General features: G+C 42.4%; 12 protein-coding genes. 2 read left to right on the top strand and 10 right to left on the bottom strand.

Annotated features, from left to right (window positions below; all coding sequences use genetic code 11):
- Nucleotides 1-126: 126 nt before the first annotated feature.
- A complete protein-coding gene (locus tag AB5935_RS08545; protein WP_005846636.1) occupies nucleotides 127-462 on the bottom strand; it encodes a DNA-directed RNA polymerase subunit omega in 336 nt (111 codons plus the stop codon).
- A 16-nt stretch (nucleotides 463-478) separates the two neighbouring features.
- Nucleotides 479-1,315: an outer membrane protein assembly factor BamD gene (locus AB5935_RS08540; RefSeq protein WP_005853238.1), complete on the bottom strand. Its 837-nt coding sequence runs from the start codon at nucleotides 1,313-1,315 to the stop codon at nucleotides 479-481.
- A 166-nt stretch (nucleotides 1,316-1,481) separates the two neighbouring features.
- On the opposite strand from AB5935_RS08540, the gene uvrB reads away from it, so the two are divergent.
- Nucleotides 1,482-3,515, top strand: a complete 2,034-nt coding sequence (gene uvrB, locus AB5935_RS08535) for an excinuclease ABC subunit UvrB (protein ID WP_007844146.1) — start codon at nucleotides 1,482-1,484, stop codon at nucleotides 3,513-3,515.
- 78 nt (nucleotides 3,516-3,593) lie between these two features.
- On the opposite strand, the gene AB5935_RS08530 is transcribed toward uvrB, so the two are convergent.
- From AB5935_RS08530 to AB5935_RS08520, 3 genes are all read right to left on the bottom strand, one after another.
- Complete coding sequence (locus AB5935_RS08530) at nucleotides 3,594-4,607, bottom strand: porin (protein ID WP_038609558.1); 1,014 nt, start codon at nucleotides 4,605-4,607, stop codon at nucleotides 3,594-3,596.
- A 191-nt stretch (nucleotides 4,608-4,798) separates the two neighbouring features.
- Nucleotides 4,799-5,401 (bottom strand): IMPACT family protein, encoded by a 603-nt coding sequence (locus tag AB5935_RS08525; protein WP_007835825.1) that lies wholly within the window; start codon nucleotides 5,399-5,401, stop codon nucleotides 4,799-4,801.
- A 33-nt stretch (nucleotides 5,402-5,434) separates the two neighbouring features.
- A complete protein-coding gene (locus AB5935_RS08520; RefSeq protein WP_368327392.1) occupies nucleotides 5,435-5,923 on the bottom strand; it encodes a 3'-5' exonuclease in 489 nt (162 codons plus the stop codon).
- A gap of 197 nt (nucleotides 5,924-6,120) precedes the next feature.
- On the opposite strand from AB5935_RS08520, the gene AB5935_RS08515 reads away from it, so the two are divergent.
- Nucleotides 6,121-8,340 (top strand): patatin-like phospholipase family protein, encoded by a 2,220-nt coding sequence (locus tag AB5935_RS08515; RefSeq protein WP_008656600.1) that lies wholly within the window; start codon nucleotides 6,121-6,123, stop codon nucleotides 8,338-8,340.
- Here the strand turns inward: AB5935_RS08515 and uxuA are convergent.
- From uxuA to AB5935_RS08490, 5 genes are all read right to left on the bottom strand, one after another.
- Entirely contained in the window at nucleotides 8,323-9,501 is a 1,179-nt protein-coding gene (gene uxuA / locus AB5935_RS08510) for a mannonate dehydratase (RefSeq protein ID WP_038609555.1), read from the bottom strand. The genes AB5935_RS08515 and uxuA overlap by 18 nt on opposite strands.
- Before the next feature lie 60 nt (nucleotides 9,502-9,561).
- Nucleotides 9,562-11,556: a type I pullulanase gene (gene pulA, locus AB5935_RS08505; RefSeq protein ID WP_007835840.1), complete on the bottom strand. Its 1,995-nt coding sequence runs from the start codon at nucleotides 11,554-11,556 to the stop codon at nucleotides 9,562-9,564.
- A gap of 4 nt (nucleotides 11,557-11,560) precedes the next feature.
- Complete coding sequence (gene ruvC / locus AB5935_RS08500) at nucleotides 11,561-12,130, bottom strand: crossover junction endodeoxyribonuclease RuvC (RefSeq protein WP_005846654.1); 570 nt, start codon at nucleotides 12,128-12,130, stop codon at nucleotides 11,561-11,563.
- Nucleotides 12,127-12,432 carry a DUF4286 family protein gene (locus AB5935_RS08495; RefSeq protein WP_038609550.1) on the bottom strand — a complete coding sequence of 102 codons (306 nt, stop codon included), beginning with the start codon at nucleotides 12,430-12,432 and terminating at the stop codon, nucleotides 12,127-12,129. The genes ruvC and AB5935_RS08495 overlap by 4 nt, the downstream gene beginning before the upstream one ends.
- A gap of 535 nt (nucleotides 12,433-12,967) precedes the next feature.
- Nucleotides 12,968-13,213 (bottom strand): DUF6722 family protein, encoded by a 246-nt coding sequence (locus AB5935_RS08490; RefSeq protein WP_057250729.1) that lies wholly within the window; start codon nucleotides 13,211-13,213, stop codon nucleotides 12,968-12,970.
- Between the last annotated feature and the right edge of the window lie 454 nt (nucleotides 13,214-13,667).

Raw genomic sequence — 13,667 nt, 5'->3', positions numbered from 1 at the left:
GTGCATCAAAATGTACCACAGATTACTCAGATTGATACAGTTTCCACACGAAATGACTCATGTATCAAAATAGAACGATCTGTGTAATCTGTGGTAAAGACCTTTTGCACAACCCCAAATGAAGAATCACTGTAGTTTCTCTTTTTCTTTAGCAGGATTACGGAAATAAACCTTGCCTTCTTCATATTCCTGAGCAGCGATCAATGTCGGTTTCGGAAGCTTTTCGTAATAACGTGAGATCTCGATCTGCTCTCTATTTTCAAAGACTTCTTCCAGGTTATCGTTGTATGAGGCAAACTCCTGCAATTTCTTTGAAAGATCATTCTTCATCTCAACACTAATCTGGTTGGCGCGTTTGCCAATGATAGCAACAGTTTCATAAATGTTACCTGTGTCTGCACATAAATCCATCATGTCACGGGTAACAGTATTACTTGGAGCGTTTGTCTTTTTGTAATCCATAATTTCTTATTTAGTTTTATTCATTAAATTCTTTTACATACTTATTGGCATCCTTGTAGATGCTCTCCACTTCTTTAGTATACTTGCTGTCAGGAAACTCGTTCTTGAAAGAATAATATTCATCTATCGTTTCACGCATACGCTCTTCTTTCTTTTCCTCCACACTCGCTTTCGCCATATCATATTTAGCACGCAAGACCAAGATAGAAAGATCTTCGCGCATCTTGGTATAAGGATAGTCTTTCAAAGCATTCTGAGCCGTAACGATACAAGACAAATAATTGTTACCGGTAGTACTATAAGTACTGTTTCCTGTATAAGAACCCAAATCATAATACAATTTCGCAGCCAGATAGTCTTTCATCACCAGCTTGTCCTGCAAATCAAAAATCATTTGCTGTGCATCCTGCCGACGGCTACTGGTTGGGAAATATTCCATAAACATCTGCAACTCCTGAATAGCTTTATAGGTGCTCGACTGGTCCAAACGAGGTTCCGGAGTATCCAAGAACAATGCTTTTCCTGAAAAATATCTGGCCTGTTCCGTATAGACCCCACGCGGATAAGTATTATAATAAGTGGTGAAATAATGCGAAGCTGTGATGAAGTCACCCTGATTATAGTAGGTCATACCCAACATATAAAGTGATTCCTCAGCCTTATCCGTTCCCTTCATGATGGTAATCAATTCCTCCAGAATGGTGGCCGCCTTAGTATTCTGCCCTTTGCCAAAGTAACTTTTGGCCGCTTCGTACTTGTATTCGTAGTCCGTGCTTTTTAAAACTTTGTTATACTCTCCACAAGACGTTAGAACCGTACCGGAGACAAGAGCTATAATGATATATTTTTTCATCTTATTCAAATAATTGCGCAAATTTACGCCTTTCCACCGAATAATGCAATATTTCCATGTTTTTAAATGCTAAAAAGTCGACAAGAGTCTATTTTTTAGAGATGAATAGATAATATCTAAGGAAATAACTGTATTTTTACATCTCATTAAACTAAACATACTATTTATGAATTTTGAATTGATTTCCGAATACCAACCCACCGGCGACCAACCGGAAGCTATCGCCCAGCTAACCGAGGGAGTGCTGGAAGGAGTCCCCGCACAAACTTTATTGGGGGTTACCGGGTCCGGCAAGACTTTCACGATTGCAAATGTAATTAAAAACATCAATAAACCCACCTTGATATTAAGCCATAACAAAACATTGGCGGCCCAGTTATACGGAGAGTTCAAGAGTTTCTTTCCCAACAATGCAGTGGAATACTATGTATCTTATTATGACTATTACCAGCCGGAAGCATACCTGCCGTCCAGCGACACCTATATAGAAAAGGATCTGGCCATTAATGAAGAGATTGACAAATTGCGGCTGGCTGCCACCTCTGCCCTGCTGTCGGGACGGAAGGACGTGGTGGTGGTGTCTTCCGTGTCCTGCATCTACGGTATGGGGAACCCGTCGGATTTCTATAATAATGTAATTGAGATAAAAAAAGGCAAACTGCTGGACAGAAATGTATTTTTACGCCGTTTGGTGGACAGCCTGTATGTGCGTAACGATATAGAGCTGAATCGCGGGAATTTCCGCGTAAAAGGTGACACGGTAGACATTTACCTGGCATATAGCGACAATCTCCTCCGGGTTATGTTTTGGGACGACGAAATTGATGCCATTGAAGAGATCGACCCTGTTTCGGGAATCCGTCTGGCTACTTTTGATGAATACAAAATTTATCCGGCCAATCTTTTTATGACCACCAAAGAGAGCCAGTTGAGAGCTATTCATCAGATTGAGGACGACTTGACGAAAGAGGTGGCCAAATTCGAGGAGGAAGGAAAAATGTATGAGGCGAAACGACTCTATGAGCGCGTGACATACGATATGGAGATGATTCGCGAACTGGGGCACTGTTCGGGCATAGAAAATTATTCCCGCTACTTTGACGGGCGTAATGCAGGTACCCGTCCTTACTGTCTGCTGGACTTTTTTCCGGATGATTTCCTGATTGTAATAGACGAAAGCCATGTCAGCGTACCGCAAATACGTGCCATGTATGGTGGTGACCGGGCCAGAAAAACCAATTTGGTGGAATATGGTTTCCGGATGGAGTCGGCTTTTGACAACCGCCCTCTAAAATTTGAAGAGTTCAAGGAACTGGCCAAGCAAGTGATTTATGTCAGTGCTACACCTGCCGATTATGAATTGGTGGAAAGTGAAGGCATTATCGTTGAACAGGTTATCCGTCCTACCGGACTGCTGGACCCGGTAATTGAAGTACGCCCCAGTCTGAATCAGATTGATGACCTGATGGAAGAGATACAGCAACGCATCGAGAAAGAAGAACGTGTACTGGTGACCACGCTCACCAAACGCATGGCAGAAGAATTGACCGAATATCTGCTGCGCAATGACATCCGCTGCAACTACATCCACAGCGATGTGGACACTTTGGAACGCGTTAAGATTATGGATGAATTACGTCAGGGCGTTTATGATGTACTGGTGGGTGTGAACTTGCTTCGTGAAGGTCTGGACTTGCCCGAAGTGTCTTTGGTCGCCATTCTGGATGCAGACAAAGAAGGGTTCCTCCGTTCCCACCGTTCGCTGACCCAGACAGCAGGACGCGCCGCCCGCAATATCAATGGAAAAGTAATCATGTATGCAGACCGCATGACGGACAGCATGAAAAAAACGATAGACGAAACCAACCGTCGTCGCGAAAAACAGCTGGCATATAACGAAGAGCATGGAATCACCCCCAAACAAATACAGCGTGCGCGTAATGCTGCCTTGTTGGGCAACAACAGCAACGAAGCGGCGGGAACCACTCAAGGCTCCAAGGCATATATTGAGCCATCTTCCAATACAATGGCTGCCGACCCGATTGTTCAGTATATGACCAAGCCACAGATGGAGAAAACGATAGAACGTACCCGGAAACTGATGCAGGAAGCTGCCAAGAAGCTGGAATTTATAGAAGCTGCACAGTATAGGGATGAATTGCTGAAACTGGAAGATATGATGAAAGAGAGATGGGGGTAGGCTTGTCTCCCGATAAGATAGCACGGATATATCGGTGAGTTCCGGGAAAAGTAGGGTCCCCTACTTGCCCTACTTTTTTCAGAACCGTACCATTAATTCCATAACAAACTTGTCTTGTTCAGACTCCTTTGCCAAAGAAAGTTTATCATAAAAATATTTTTCATAATTAAGACGCAAATCCGCTTGAAAAGCCTTTCCAAAGCTTAACGTCACACCTCCAGTCACACGCTGGCGGGAATAATCGGTAATGTAAAGTTTACCATCCTCATCCGCATTACCGTTACTATGATCTCCCATACTGTCATAACGTCCTAAAAATGAAATTTTCTGAAACAGACCTTTCTTGATAAACAAGTCGTAATTGACAAAGGCGTTGAAAGCATGTACATCATCAAATGAGTTTTTCGCATAAGTTTTATAAAGGTATTCGGCTTCTATATGCCAATTATCAAACTCGTAGTAAGTACCGATATCATACATATAGATGCTGATTTTATCGGGATGTATTTTCTGGGTACTCAAAGTCAAGTTATAATTTTTCCACGGCATCAATTGAAGCTTAACAGAATAATTCAACGTGTTGTGCCACTCTTTCTGATTGGTGAGTCCGGAGCCGTTGAACAGTCCGCCCTCCAGTTTCAACGGCAGTCCCTCCTTTAAAGAGAAAGCTCCGGTAGCCCCCACATCACGCACATTCCCCACCTGTTTGGCTATGAACGAACGGTTGGCAAAATATTGTTGGTGGGGAGATCGATGAGCGTCTATGGTGAAAGGCACACGCATCTGTCCTAGTGTGACATTCCATGTATCATTGGGGACAAAGCGGGCGTATGCATCCAGCATCTTGATATTTCCCTCATCGGACAAGTCTATTTCAGCTTTATAAGCGATTACCGGAAGAACCTTCCCGTCCAGACTGACACGGGCGTTACGTACTTGGAACCGTTGCATTCCGTTAGTGGTTTGAAGTTCATATTTACCGCGGATCGTTCCATGTACTTCCGGCAAATATTCTTTAGGAATAGTCAGCTGTGCGGAAGCAGTTGCAATACTCAGCATTGTAAAAGCAGACGCTACAAGTGTATTTCTCATTTTTATTAATGTGACTTTCTTTGTTTACGGCTGCAAAGATATAGGTTCGGTATATCTGTAACATTTCATTCATATTACAAATATGTTTCATTTGATATGGGGAATACATTTTACAGCCACATTCTGTATGCTTCTCATCTGCTGTGAACGCAGTGAATATGACCAAAAGAAATATCGACGTACCGACAGAGTTATTCAATAATACGGGCAGTTTCCACCTTCTCCAGACGTGCACGGAGTTTTCCCATCATGGATTTACGTATCCGGAGCCTCATCAGGCAATCCATATCATACGATTGCTCCAAGATGGCAGGCTCGTCCTCTTTCACAATGCGCATGATATCATTCATAAAAGGATATTCAAAGGATACGGTGATTTCTTCATCCACTGTTCTTTCCACTATATCAGCAGCAGCTATTGCTTCGGCAGCGGCGGCCTTGTAAGCGACAATCAGTCCGCTGGTTCCCAATTTTATACCTCCAAAGTAACGGACTACTATAACAAGGATATCCGTCAACTCATTGGAATTTATTTGCCCCAAAATAGGCTTTCCTGCGGTACCCGAAGGCTCTCCGTTATCATTTGCTCTGAAATCCTTCCTTTCATGCCCCAGCATATAAGCGTAACACACATGACGGGCATCGTAATATTTCTTCTGATACGCGTCAAGATGCTGCTTTATTTCCTCTATGGTACGTACCGGAATGGCAATAGCTATAAATTTACTCCGTTTCTCCGTATATATGCCTTCGGCAATGTCTGTAATGGTTTTATAAGTATCTTCTTGTATCATGGGTTTCAGAAATCATAAATCTTTAATTATAACTCACAGAATCTGTCTGGCAATCCATGCACACGCCTCAGCATCAGCCAGCGCATGATGGTGATTCTCCAATTCAAAACCAAAAAAACCGGCCACTGTATGTAACTGGTGGTTTCTCAACCCTTTCAGCTTCCGGGAAGCCTGATAGGTACAATAAAAGTCATAATCAGGATAATCCATACAATAAGTACGGAACACAGCTTTCAAACATCTCTCATCAAAGGCTTTGTTATGCGCAACTAGCGGAAGCCCCTCTATTTTAGGGGCAACCTGTTTCCATACTTCTGAAAAAACAGGAGCATGGGCAGTATCTTCCTGTGTCAATCCATGAATACGGGTGTTCCAATACAAATAGTAATCCGGTTCAGGATGGACGAGGCTGTAGAACCGATCGGCTATCTCACCATTTCTCACAATAACCACACCCACACTACATATGCTGGTATGTTCATTATTTGCCGTCTCGAAGTCTATTGCTGCAAAATTATCCATACTTTTTTCGTTACACAGACAAAGGTACGACAAAAAAGCGATATACAAAATTCTTTTTTCCGGTACAATTTCTTATCTTTGAAATCTCAGCAGCAAAATAGACCAATATCTGTGACAATCAGCACTTGTAAAAGCTGAAAGATTAAACCATCTTTGCACTGTTTTTGTTTTTTAACTTAGACTAGATTTATAGTAAGATGAAAAAGATGAAATTCTCTACCTTGTTAATAGCAGCAGGGTTACTTTGTATCTCCGTTCACATAACAGCCCAACCACACTCCCGAAAGAAGGTGGGTATAGTTCTCAGTGGCGGAGGAGCCAAAGGAATGGCACATATAGGTGCTTTAAAGGTCATAGAAAAAGCCGGCATTCCCATAGATTATGTAGTAGGAACCAGCATGGGATCAATCATAGGCGGACTTTACTCCATCGGTTATACTCCCGAACAATTAGACAGCATGGTTCGCCGGCAAGACTGGACTTTTCTGCTGAGTGACAAAATACCACGCAGTGAACAAAATATGGCGGAACGGGAGGCCGCTGAAAAGTATGTATTCTCTCTTCCATTCGGAAAAGATGCCAAAACACAAGCCATAGGAGGATTGATAAAGGGACAAAACTTGGCAAACCTGTTCAGCGAGCTGACCGTAGGATATCATGATTCCATCGATTTCAACAAGTTGCCTATTCCCTTCGCCTGTGTTTCCGAGAATATTGTAAATGGCAACGAGGTAAATTTTCATAAGGGTGTACTGGCTACGGCCATGAGGGCTAGTATGGCCATACCGGGAGTATTCACTCCAGTCCGGCTGGACAGTATGGTTCTAGTGGATGGAGGTGTGGTAAATAACTACCCTGTAAATGTTGCGCGTGCCATGGGGGCGGATATTATTATAGGAGTAGACGTACAAAGTGACTTGAAGCCTGCCAACGAACTGAATAGCGCCGGCAGTATTTTGGGGCAGCTCATCAACTTGATGGGATTACAGCTTTATAAAAAGAACCTGGAAGAGACCAATGCTTATATCAAGGTGAATGTGGAAGGATATTCAGCTGCCAGCTTCACACCTAATGCAGTGGATACACTGATCCGTCGGGGAGAAGAAGCGGCACTGGCACAAGAAGGTGCTTTAATGAAGCTGAAGCAGGAACTGGGTCTGGACAGCACCTATATGCCGAAACCTCTTCCCAGCTATCCGTACTCCCCCAGCCGCAAAGTGTATATAAAAGAAATCACTTTCGACGGGCTGGACGAGAAAGACAAGCGATGGCTGTTGAAACGCTGTGATTTAAAGGAGGATTCTGAAATAAGCATCCGCCGCATAGAAGAAGCAACGGCCATATTGTGTTCTAACCTGGAATATTCCAGCGCCACTTATAATCTGCCCGAAGCCCCCGGCGGAGGCTATAATTTACATTTCCTTCTAAGCAAGAAATATGAGAATAAACTAAACGTAGGGATTCGTTTTGATTCGGAAGAAACAGCCAGTCTGCTGATTAATGTCACCAGCAATTTCCGGGGAAAAGTACCCACTACGCTGTCTTTGACAGGACGACTGGGAAAACGTTATGCCGCGCGCATAGATTATGGATTTGAACCGGCTCCTTTGAAGAATATCGGGCTGGCATATATGTTTCAATACAATGATATTAATTTCTATCGTTATGGAGATAAGTCACATAACTCCACTTTCCGCTACCATTTGGGGGAACTGTCATTCTCGGATGTATGGTACAAGAATGTGCGTTTTGCTATCGGATTAAGGTATGAATTGTATGACTATGACAAATTTTTATACCAGGAAGGCAATCAGGGTTTTGACGTAGGAACAGAACACTTCTTCAGTTATTTCGCACAAATGCATTACGAGACTTTCGACAAGGCGTACTTCCCAACCAAAGGCATATCGGCAAGAGCCTCTTATTCGCTTTATACCGACAACTTTACCGGATATGACGGCCATGCCCCTTTTTCAGCCATAAAAGGTTATTGCCAGGGAGTGGTTCCTGTTACACGCAGATTCTCCATACTGCCTGCCATTTACGGCCGATTCCTGATAGGAAAAGATATTCCATATTCCAAACTTAATGCAATGGGTGGAGATGTGCAAGGACGCTTCCTGCAACAACAACTACCGTTTGTGGGAATAAACAATGTGGAATTAATGAGAAATACGCTACTGATAGGAAGCATGAAATTCCGCCAACGGATGGGAAGTGTACATTATCTGACGCTAACGGGAAATTATGCGCTGAGTGCAAGCAAGCTGAGGTATCTGTTGGAACAGGATACCATGTTCGGCTGCGGTATCGGCTACGGTTTGGATAGTATGTTCGGGCCCTTAGAGGCATCACTGAACTATGCAAACCGAGCCAATAAAGTGAGTATGTACGTCAATCTAGGATTTAAGTTTTGATTCCTCATTGATAACCGCCATCATACCTTCTATCTGAGCCAAAGCCATCATACGGCCATGAAACGAATAGCCCGGGTTGTATCCTTTGCCGGCATCATCCAGCATCATGCGCCCATGATCCACACGCATCGGGACACTCGGACGCTCTTTCTCAAAAATACGGATCAACTCTATCACATGAGCACGCCCTCCCAAATGAGATGCTTCTATAAAATTCCCGTTGGGAAATGCATTGGTACTGCGCAAATGTACAAAATGAGTACGGTGCGCAAACATACGTGCCAACGAAGGTACGTTGTTATGCAATCCGGCACTGAGCGAACCGGCGCAGAATGTCAGCCCGTTATGCGAGTTATCAACCGCATGGAGGAGCCAGGTGATATCTTCCTCACTGGTCACAATACGCGGCAAGCCCAATACCTGGAAAGGGGGATCGTCCGGATGAATGCACATATTTATGCCATATTCATCACACACCGGCATGACAGCCTGCAAGAAATAACGTAAGTTTTCACGCAGGGCATCACGGTCTATCCCATCATACAAAGACAAAAGACGGCGGAATATGGCTACCGGATGCCGGTCTCCCTCCTTTATATTACCATTTACAAATCCCTGCGTCTTGACTATAATGGTATCGACCAATTCGTTTTTCTCGGTTTCGGTTATAGTCTTATCCAATTCACGCACCTGTTGTAATTCCGAATCGGTATAGTCTTTCTCCGCCCCTTCACGCTGAAGAATCATACAATCAAAATAAGCGAACCGGATCTTGTCAAAGTACAAAGAACTGGTCCCGTCCTCCCAAGGATGTTCCAAATCGGTACGTATCCAATCAATGACGGGCATGAAATTATAGCATACGGTCTTGATACCCGCTTTACCTAAGTTGGCCAGACTTACTTTGTAGTTTTCTATCAATTGACCCCGTTCAGGACCGGCATATTTGATAGCTTCACTTACCGGCAGGCTTTCTACCACCGACCAGCGCAATTGGTAAGATTCAATGTAATCTTTTAAACTCTTAATAGCTTCCAAAGTCCATATTTCACCATTAGGTACATCATGAAGGGCGGTCACAATTCCTTCCACCCCGATTTGTCTAAGCATGGGAAGCGTTATCTTATCTTTCCTCCCAAACCATCTCCATGTCTTTTCCATTCGTATTATGTGTTTTAGTCTGTACGACAAAGTCTTTATTAATCTTCTTTGAGCCTTTTTCTATTGATGTATAATCATTGCAGAGCGTGCCGGTACCATAAGTTCAGCACCTGAAACCTGTCCCAGGCCTTTCATGTTTATTTTGCCATCCTTACAGATTACAGTGTATTTACCCGACGGAATGTCCAACTTGACAGGCTCTGCACGGCTGTTCAAAGCTACGATGATATTTTTCCATGAGTCACCATTTGCATTGTCTTTCAAGATAAAGGCAACCACATTCGTATTTTTTACAGGTAAAAACTCCAATTGCCTACGTACCATATCAGCATCCCCCATACGGAAAGCGGGATGTGCTTTACGCATGGCTATTAAACCTTTCACATATTCGAACACATCTTTATGCACGGTCTTATTTTTCCAATCTATCGTATTAATACTGTCGGGACTATTATAAGAATTATGAACTCCCTTCTTGTCACGCATCATCTCATCCCCTGCAAATATAAACGGTACTCCTTGTGAAGTAAAGACAAATGTTTCCGCTAACTTCTGCAAAGCTGCCAGTTCCTCTACCGAAGCATCTGGCATGGTAGCTTTCAGACGATCGGCAAGACACATGTCATCGTGACAACTTACATAACTTATCATCTGGGTAGGTTGTAACGCCCAAGGTTTCTTACTATAATTCACAGAATCACTTATAACCTGCGGATGTTCGATTGCTCCCACAACTCCAAATTTGATACTCATTTCGTGTCCCGGCTCCCCTACTAGAAAAGCTCCTTTGGTATCATCATCCCAACTACCTCGCAAACCATCACGCATTTCATCTGAGAAAGCGGCGATACGAGGCATCTTTTCCACATTGGCTTTCATTGCCAGTTTGTCTGCTTCTAATTGAGGAGAACTGGCAGCCCATCCTTCACCATACATGAAAATAGACGGATCTATTTTATCAATAGCCGCACGTATCTCATTCATGGTTTCAATATCATGTATCCCCATCAAGTCAAAACGAAAGCCGTCTATGTGATATTCATTAATCCAATATAGAATAGACTCTATCATATATTTACGCATCATGGCGCGGTCGCTTGCCGTTTCATTTCCACATCCCGAACCATTTGCCCATTGTCCGTCCTTCGTCTGGCGATAGAAATAACCGGGAACCGTACGTTCGAAATTGCTTTCGTCTGTATTGAAAGTGTGATTATACACCACATCAAGCACCACCCTGATTCCCGCCTTATGTAAAGCTTGTACCATTTGTTTGAATTCCCTGATACGAACATCGGGTTTATAAGGATCTGTAGAATAAGAGCCGTCAGGCACATTGTAATTTTGCGGATCATACCCCCAATTATATTGGGCCTTGTCCAGTTTTGTTTCATCCACCGAGGCATAATCATACGACGGCAATAAATGTACGTGGGTAATTCCCAGTTCTTTCAAATGGTCAATACCTGTCTTCTCGCCTGAAGAACTGATAGTACCCTGCTCTGTCAAAGCCAGGAACTTGCCTTTATTTTGAATTCCAGAAACAGAATCCAAAGAGAAATCGCGATGATGCATTTCATAAACCATAATATCAGCATAATTCTTCAAAGGAGGACGCACATCGTTCTCCCATCCTTCCGGATCTGTAGAACGAAGATCAAGCACAGCTGCCCGTTTACCATTTACCCCTACGGCTTTTGCCATAATTCCCGGAGTGTCTCCTAACCATTTCCCGTTCACCTTCACATTAAAGGTATAGAATTTACCCTTCAGGTCCTCTTTTATTGAAATAGTCCAGGTACCATTCTCTCCCATCTCCATCGGAAAAGTATTAGAAGCTGAACCTTCATTACCCGATTCAAATAAAAGGACACGCACCTCTTCCGCTGTAGGAGCCCAAAGTGAAAACTTTGTTTCGGCAGGTGAGTACTCCATTTCAGTCAGCGCATCTTCACGGACAGGATATTCATCAAACGAATTATATTCTTTTTTCACAGACTGACAACTAATAGTAGTAGAAACAATTGATGCCCAAATAACATGTCTCACATTCATAATCTTATCTTTTTATTTTATCAGGATTCTTATTTATAAAATCTTTCCAGCCGGAATATTCTTTAGTCAATGTCGGTCTGCCCATTTGTAAATAATGACAATAAGCAGCCGCCAACCCATCTGTTGCATCCATAAAAGGCAGCATATCACTCTCTGGTATATGTAACATCCTCTTCAACATATCAGCGACCTGTTCCTTGCTGGCTTGCCCATTACCGGTTATCGCCATCTTTATCTTCAACGGCGCATATTCTGTTATAGGAATATCACGGCTCAAAGCAGCAGCCATAGCCACCCCCTGTGCCCGCCCTAATTTTAACATCGACTGCACATTTTTCCCAAAAAAAGGTGCCTCAATTGCTAATTCATCAGGTAAATAGGCTTCTATTATACCAACCACCCGTTCAAAAATACGGCGCAGTTTTAAATAATGATCACCATATTTACGAAGATCAATGACCCCCATAGTCATTACCTGCGGTTTAGTACCTACTACTTTCAGCAGACCATACCCCATTATGGTTGTTCCAGGATCTATACCCAGAATGATTTTCTCTTTTACCGGCTGAATCACTTAATTACCTCCATCAAAGTGGGAAAGCCAACCACCTTATCTTTAAATATCTTCATCATTGCCTCATTCAGATGCATCCCCTGCTGAGTATGCCAGCGGTGTAAGGTCGCTGTATCTTCCACCTCCCATTGCAATGAAAAACATTCTGAATCCTGCTCTTTATGACTAAGGATGTGCGTAAGACGGGGATTTTGCAATATTCCCGTTTTTTCCACTTCGGGAATGTAGCTTTCACTAAGCCAAATGACAAAATTACGCGCATCGTCAATACCTGTTTGATAAGTTGTATTATAAATTAACATATTTATAGTCTTTAAGTTAAAAAAGACCTGCTCCGCAGACCTTCATTTTCTCATTAAAAAGTGGAGCATGCGAGACTCGAACTCGCCACCTTTAGACTGCCAGTATGAACTCTGATCTGCGCTTACTATACTGACAAGCAGAAGGTTATCTACCCATTCAAAATCCTCCAAGATTCGTTTTAGTAAAAATCATCTTGATTTTCTATTTTATTTTATTCATTATTTTCCCTGTTCTAACGTCCAAATACTAAAAAGCCGTTCAACTCACTACTATAATTGAACGACCATAAACATTCAAGGGATTTCCTTTTCATACATTAACCAAAATTGTAAGGCATCAGAGAGCACAGACCAGCCAACCACTTTTTGTTGCCAGACTAAAACCTAATGCATCCATAATACCCTCAATTTCCAATGAGAAGTACACTATAGATTTGCGAGCCATTTTTTCCCGGATTTTGTGTTAAGCCAAACAGCTATAATAGAACCTATCACAGCCATTACCGCAAATAAAGATATTAATGCTTCCATATAATTACTGTTTTATTATTTTATAACCTATGTATGAAAATATATAGGTAACAAAAATACCTATAAGTATAAGTATCCAATATTCTACTTTTTCTTGTTGTGTCGCAACAGAAACGACACTTCCTACCACTAATGCAGTAAAAGATATTTTTGCTAAATCATAAAAGAACTTACCAAGCGTTTCCCGACTTGTTTTCTCTTTTTCTTTAACTTCCTTCTTTACTTCCTGTTGTTCACTCCAACTTCCCATTCAAATTGAGATTTATTGCAAATATACGAAAATCAAACAATAAACAATAACATAAACCATTTATTTAACACACTTCACCCTTCGGCAAATTGGCCAGCACCTCATCTATGAAAATTGATCGGTAGTGCGGGCATTCCAGCACTCCCTTTTGCTTCGCTTCCCGATACACTCTGGAAAAGAGCTTTGCTTTCTCCTGGATTGTTACTGGAATCTCTTCGATAGGTGTCGTCAAGAACCGGCATCCCCACCCTTTGCATGAAGGGGAAAGCCGACAGTAGTCTTGATTTTTCCACTGACATGAACAGTCATATACTTTTTGAATCATATACTTAAATATTGGTTATTTTTGTCAAAATTCAAATTAAACAACCATGATGTTAGAAAGAATTCATTTGGCGCACACTCTTCTTCATGAGATAGAGAATATCCGACATAGAATTACCATTATCGGTAC

The sequence above is a fragment of the Phocaeicola sp. RTP21198st1_B8_RTP21198_201120 genome, from assembly GCF_040929485.1.
GTDB classification, from domain to species: domain Bacteria; phylum Bacteroidota; class Bacteroidia; order Bacteroidales; family Bacteroidaceae; genus Phocaeicola; species Phocaeicola dorei.
Note: the sequence above shows the minus strand (reverse complement) of the source record. Positions and strands in the feature narration are given on the sequence as shown.

What these genes read in the sequence shown, in the direction of transcription:
- AB5935_RS08545 (WP_005846636.1), bottom strand. Translation starts at nt 462, where the DNA reads ATGGATTACAAAAAGACAAACGCTCCAAGTAATACTGTTACCCGTGAC.
- AB5935_RS08540 (WP_005853238.1), bottom strand. Translation starts at nt 1,315, where the DNA reads ATGAAAAAATATATCATTATAGCTCTTGTCTCCGGTACGGTTCTAACG.
- uvrB (WP_007844146.1), top strand. Translation starts at nt 1,482, where the DNA reads ATGAATTTTGAATTGATTTCCGAATACCAACCCACCGGCGACCAACCG.
- AB5935_RS08530 (WP_038609558.1), bottom strand. Translation starts at nt 4,607, where the DNA reads ATGAGAAATACACTTGTAGCGTCTGCTTTTACAATGCTGAGTATTGCA.
- AB5935_RS08525 (WP_007835825.1), bottom strand. Translation starts at nt 5,401, where the DNA reads ATGATACAAGAAGATACTTATAAAACCATTACAGACATTGCCGAAGGC.
- AB5935_RS08520 (WP_368327392.1), bottom strand. Translation starts at nt 5,923, where the DNA reads ATGGATAATTTTGCAGCAATAGACTTCGAGACGGCAAATAATGAACAT.
- AB5935_RS08515 (WP_008656600.1), top strand. Translation starts at nt 6,121, where the DNA reads ATGAAAAAGATGAAATTCTCTACCTTGTTAATAGCAGCAGGGTTACTT.
- uxuA (WP_038609555.1), bottom strand. Translation starts at nt 9,501, where the DNA reads ATGGAAAAGACATGGAGATGGTTTGGGAGGAAAGATAAGATAACGCTT.
- pulA (WP_007835840.1), bottom strand. Translation starts at nt 11,556, where the DNA reads ATGAATGTGAGACATGTTATTTGGGCATCAATTGTTTCTACTACTATT.
- AB5935_RS08495 (WP_038609550.1), bottom strand. Translation starts at nt 12,432, where the DNA reads ATGTTAATTTATAATACAACTTATCAAACAGGTATTGACGATGCGCGT.
- AB5935_RS08490 (WP_057250729.1), bottom strand. Translation starts at nt 13,213, where the DNA reads ATGGGAAGTTGGAGTGAACAACAGGAAGTAAAGAAGGAAGTTAAAGAA.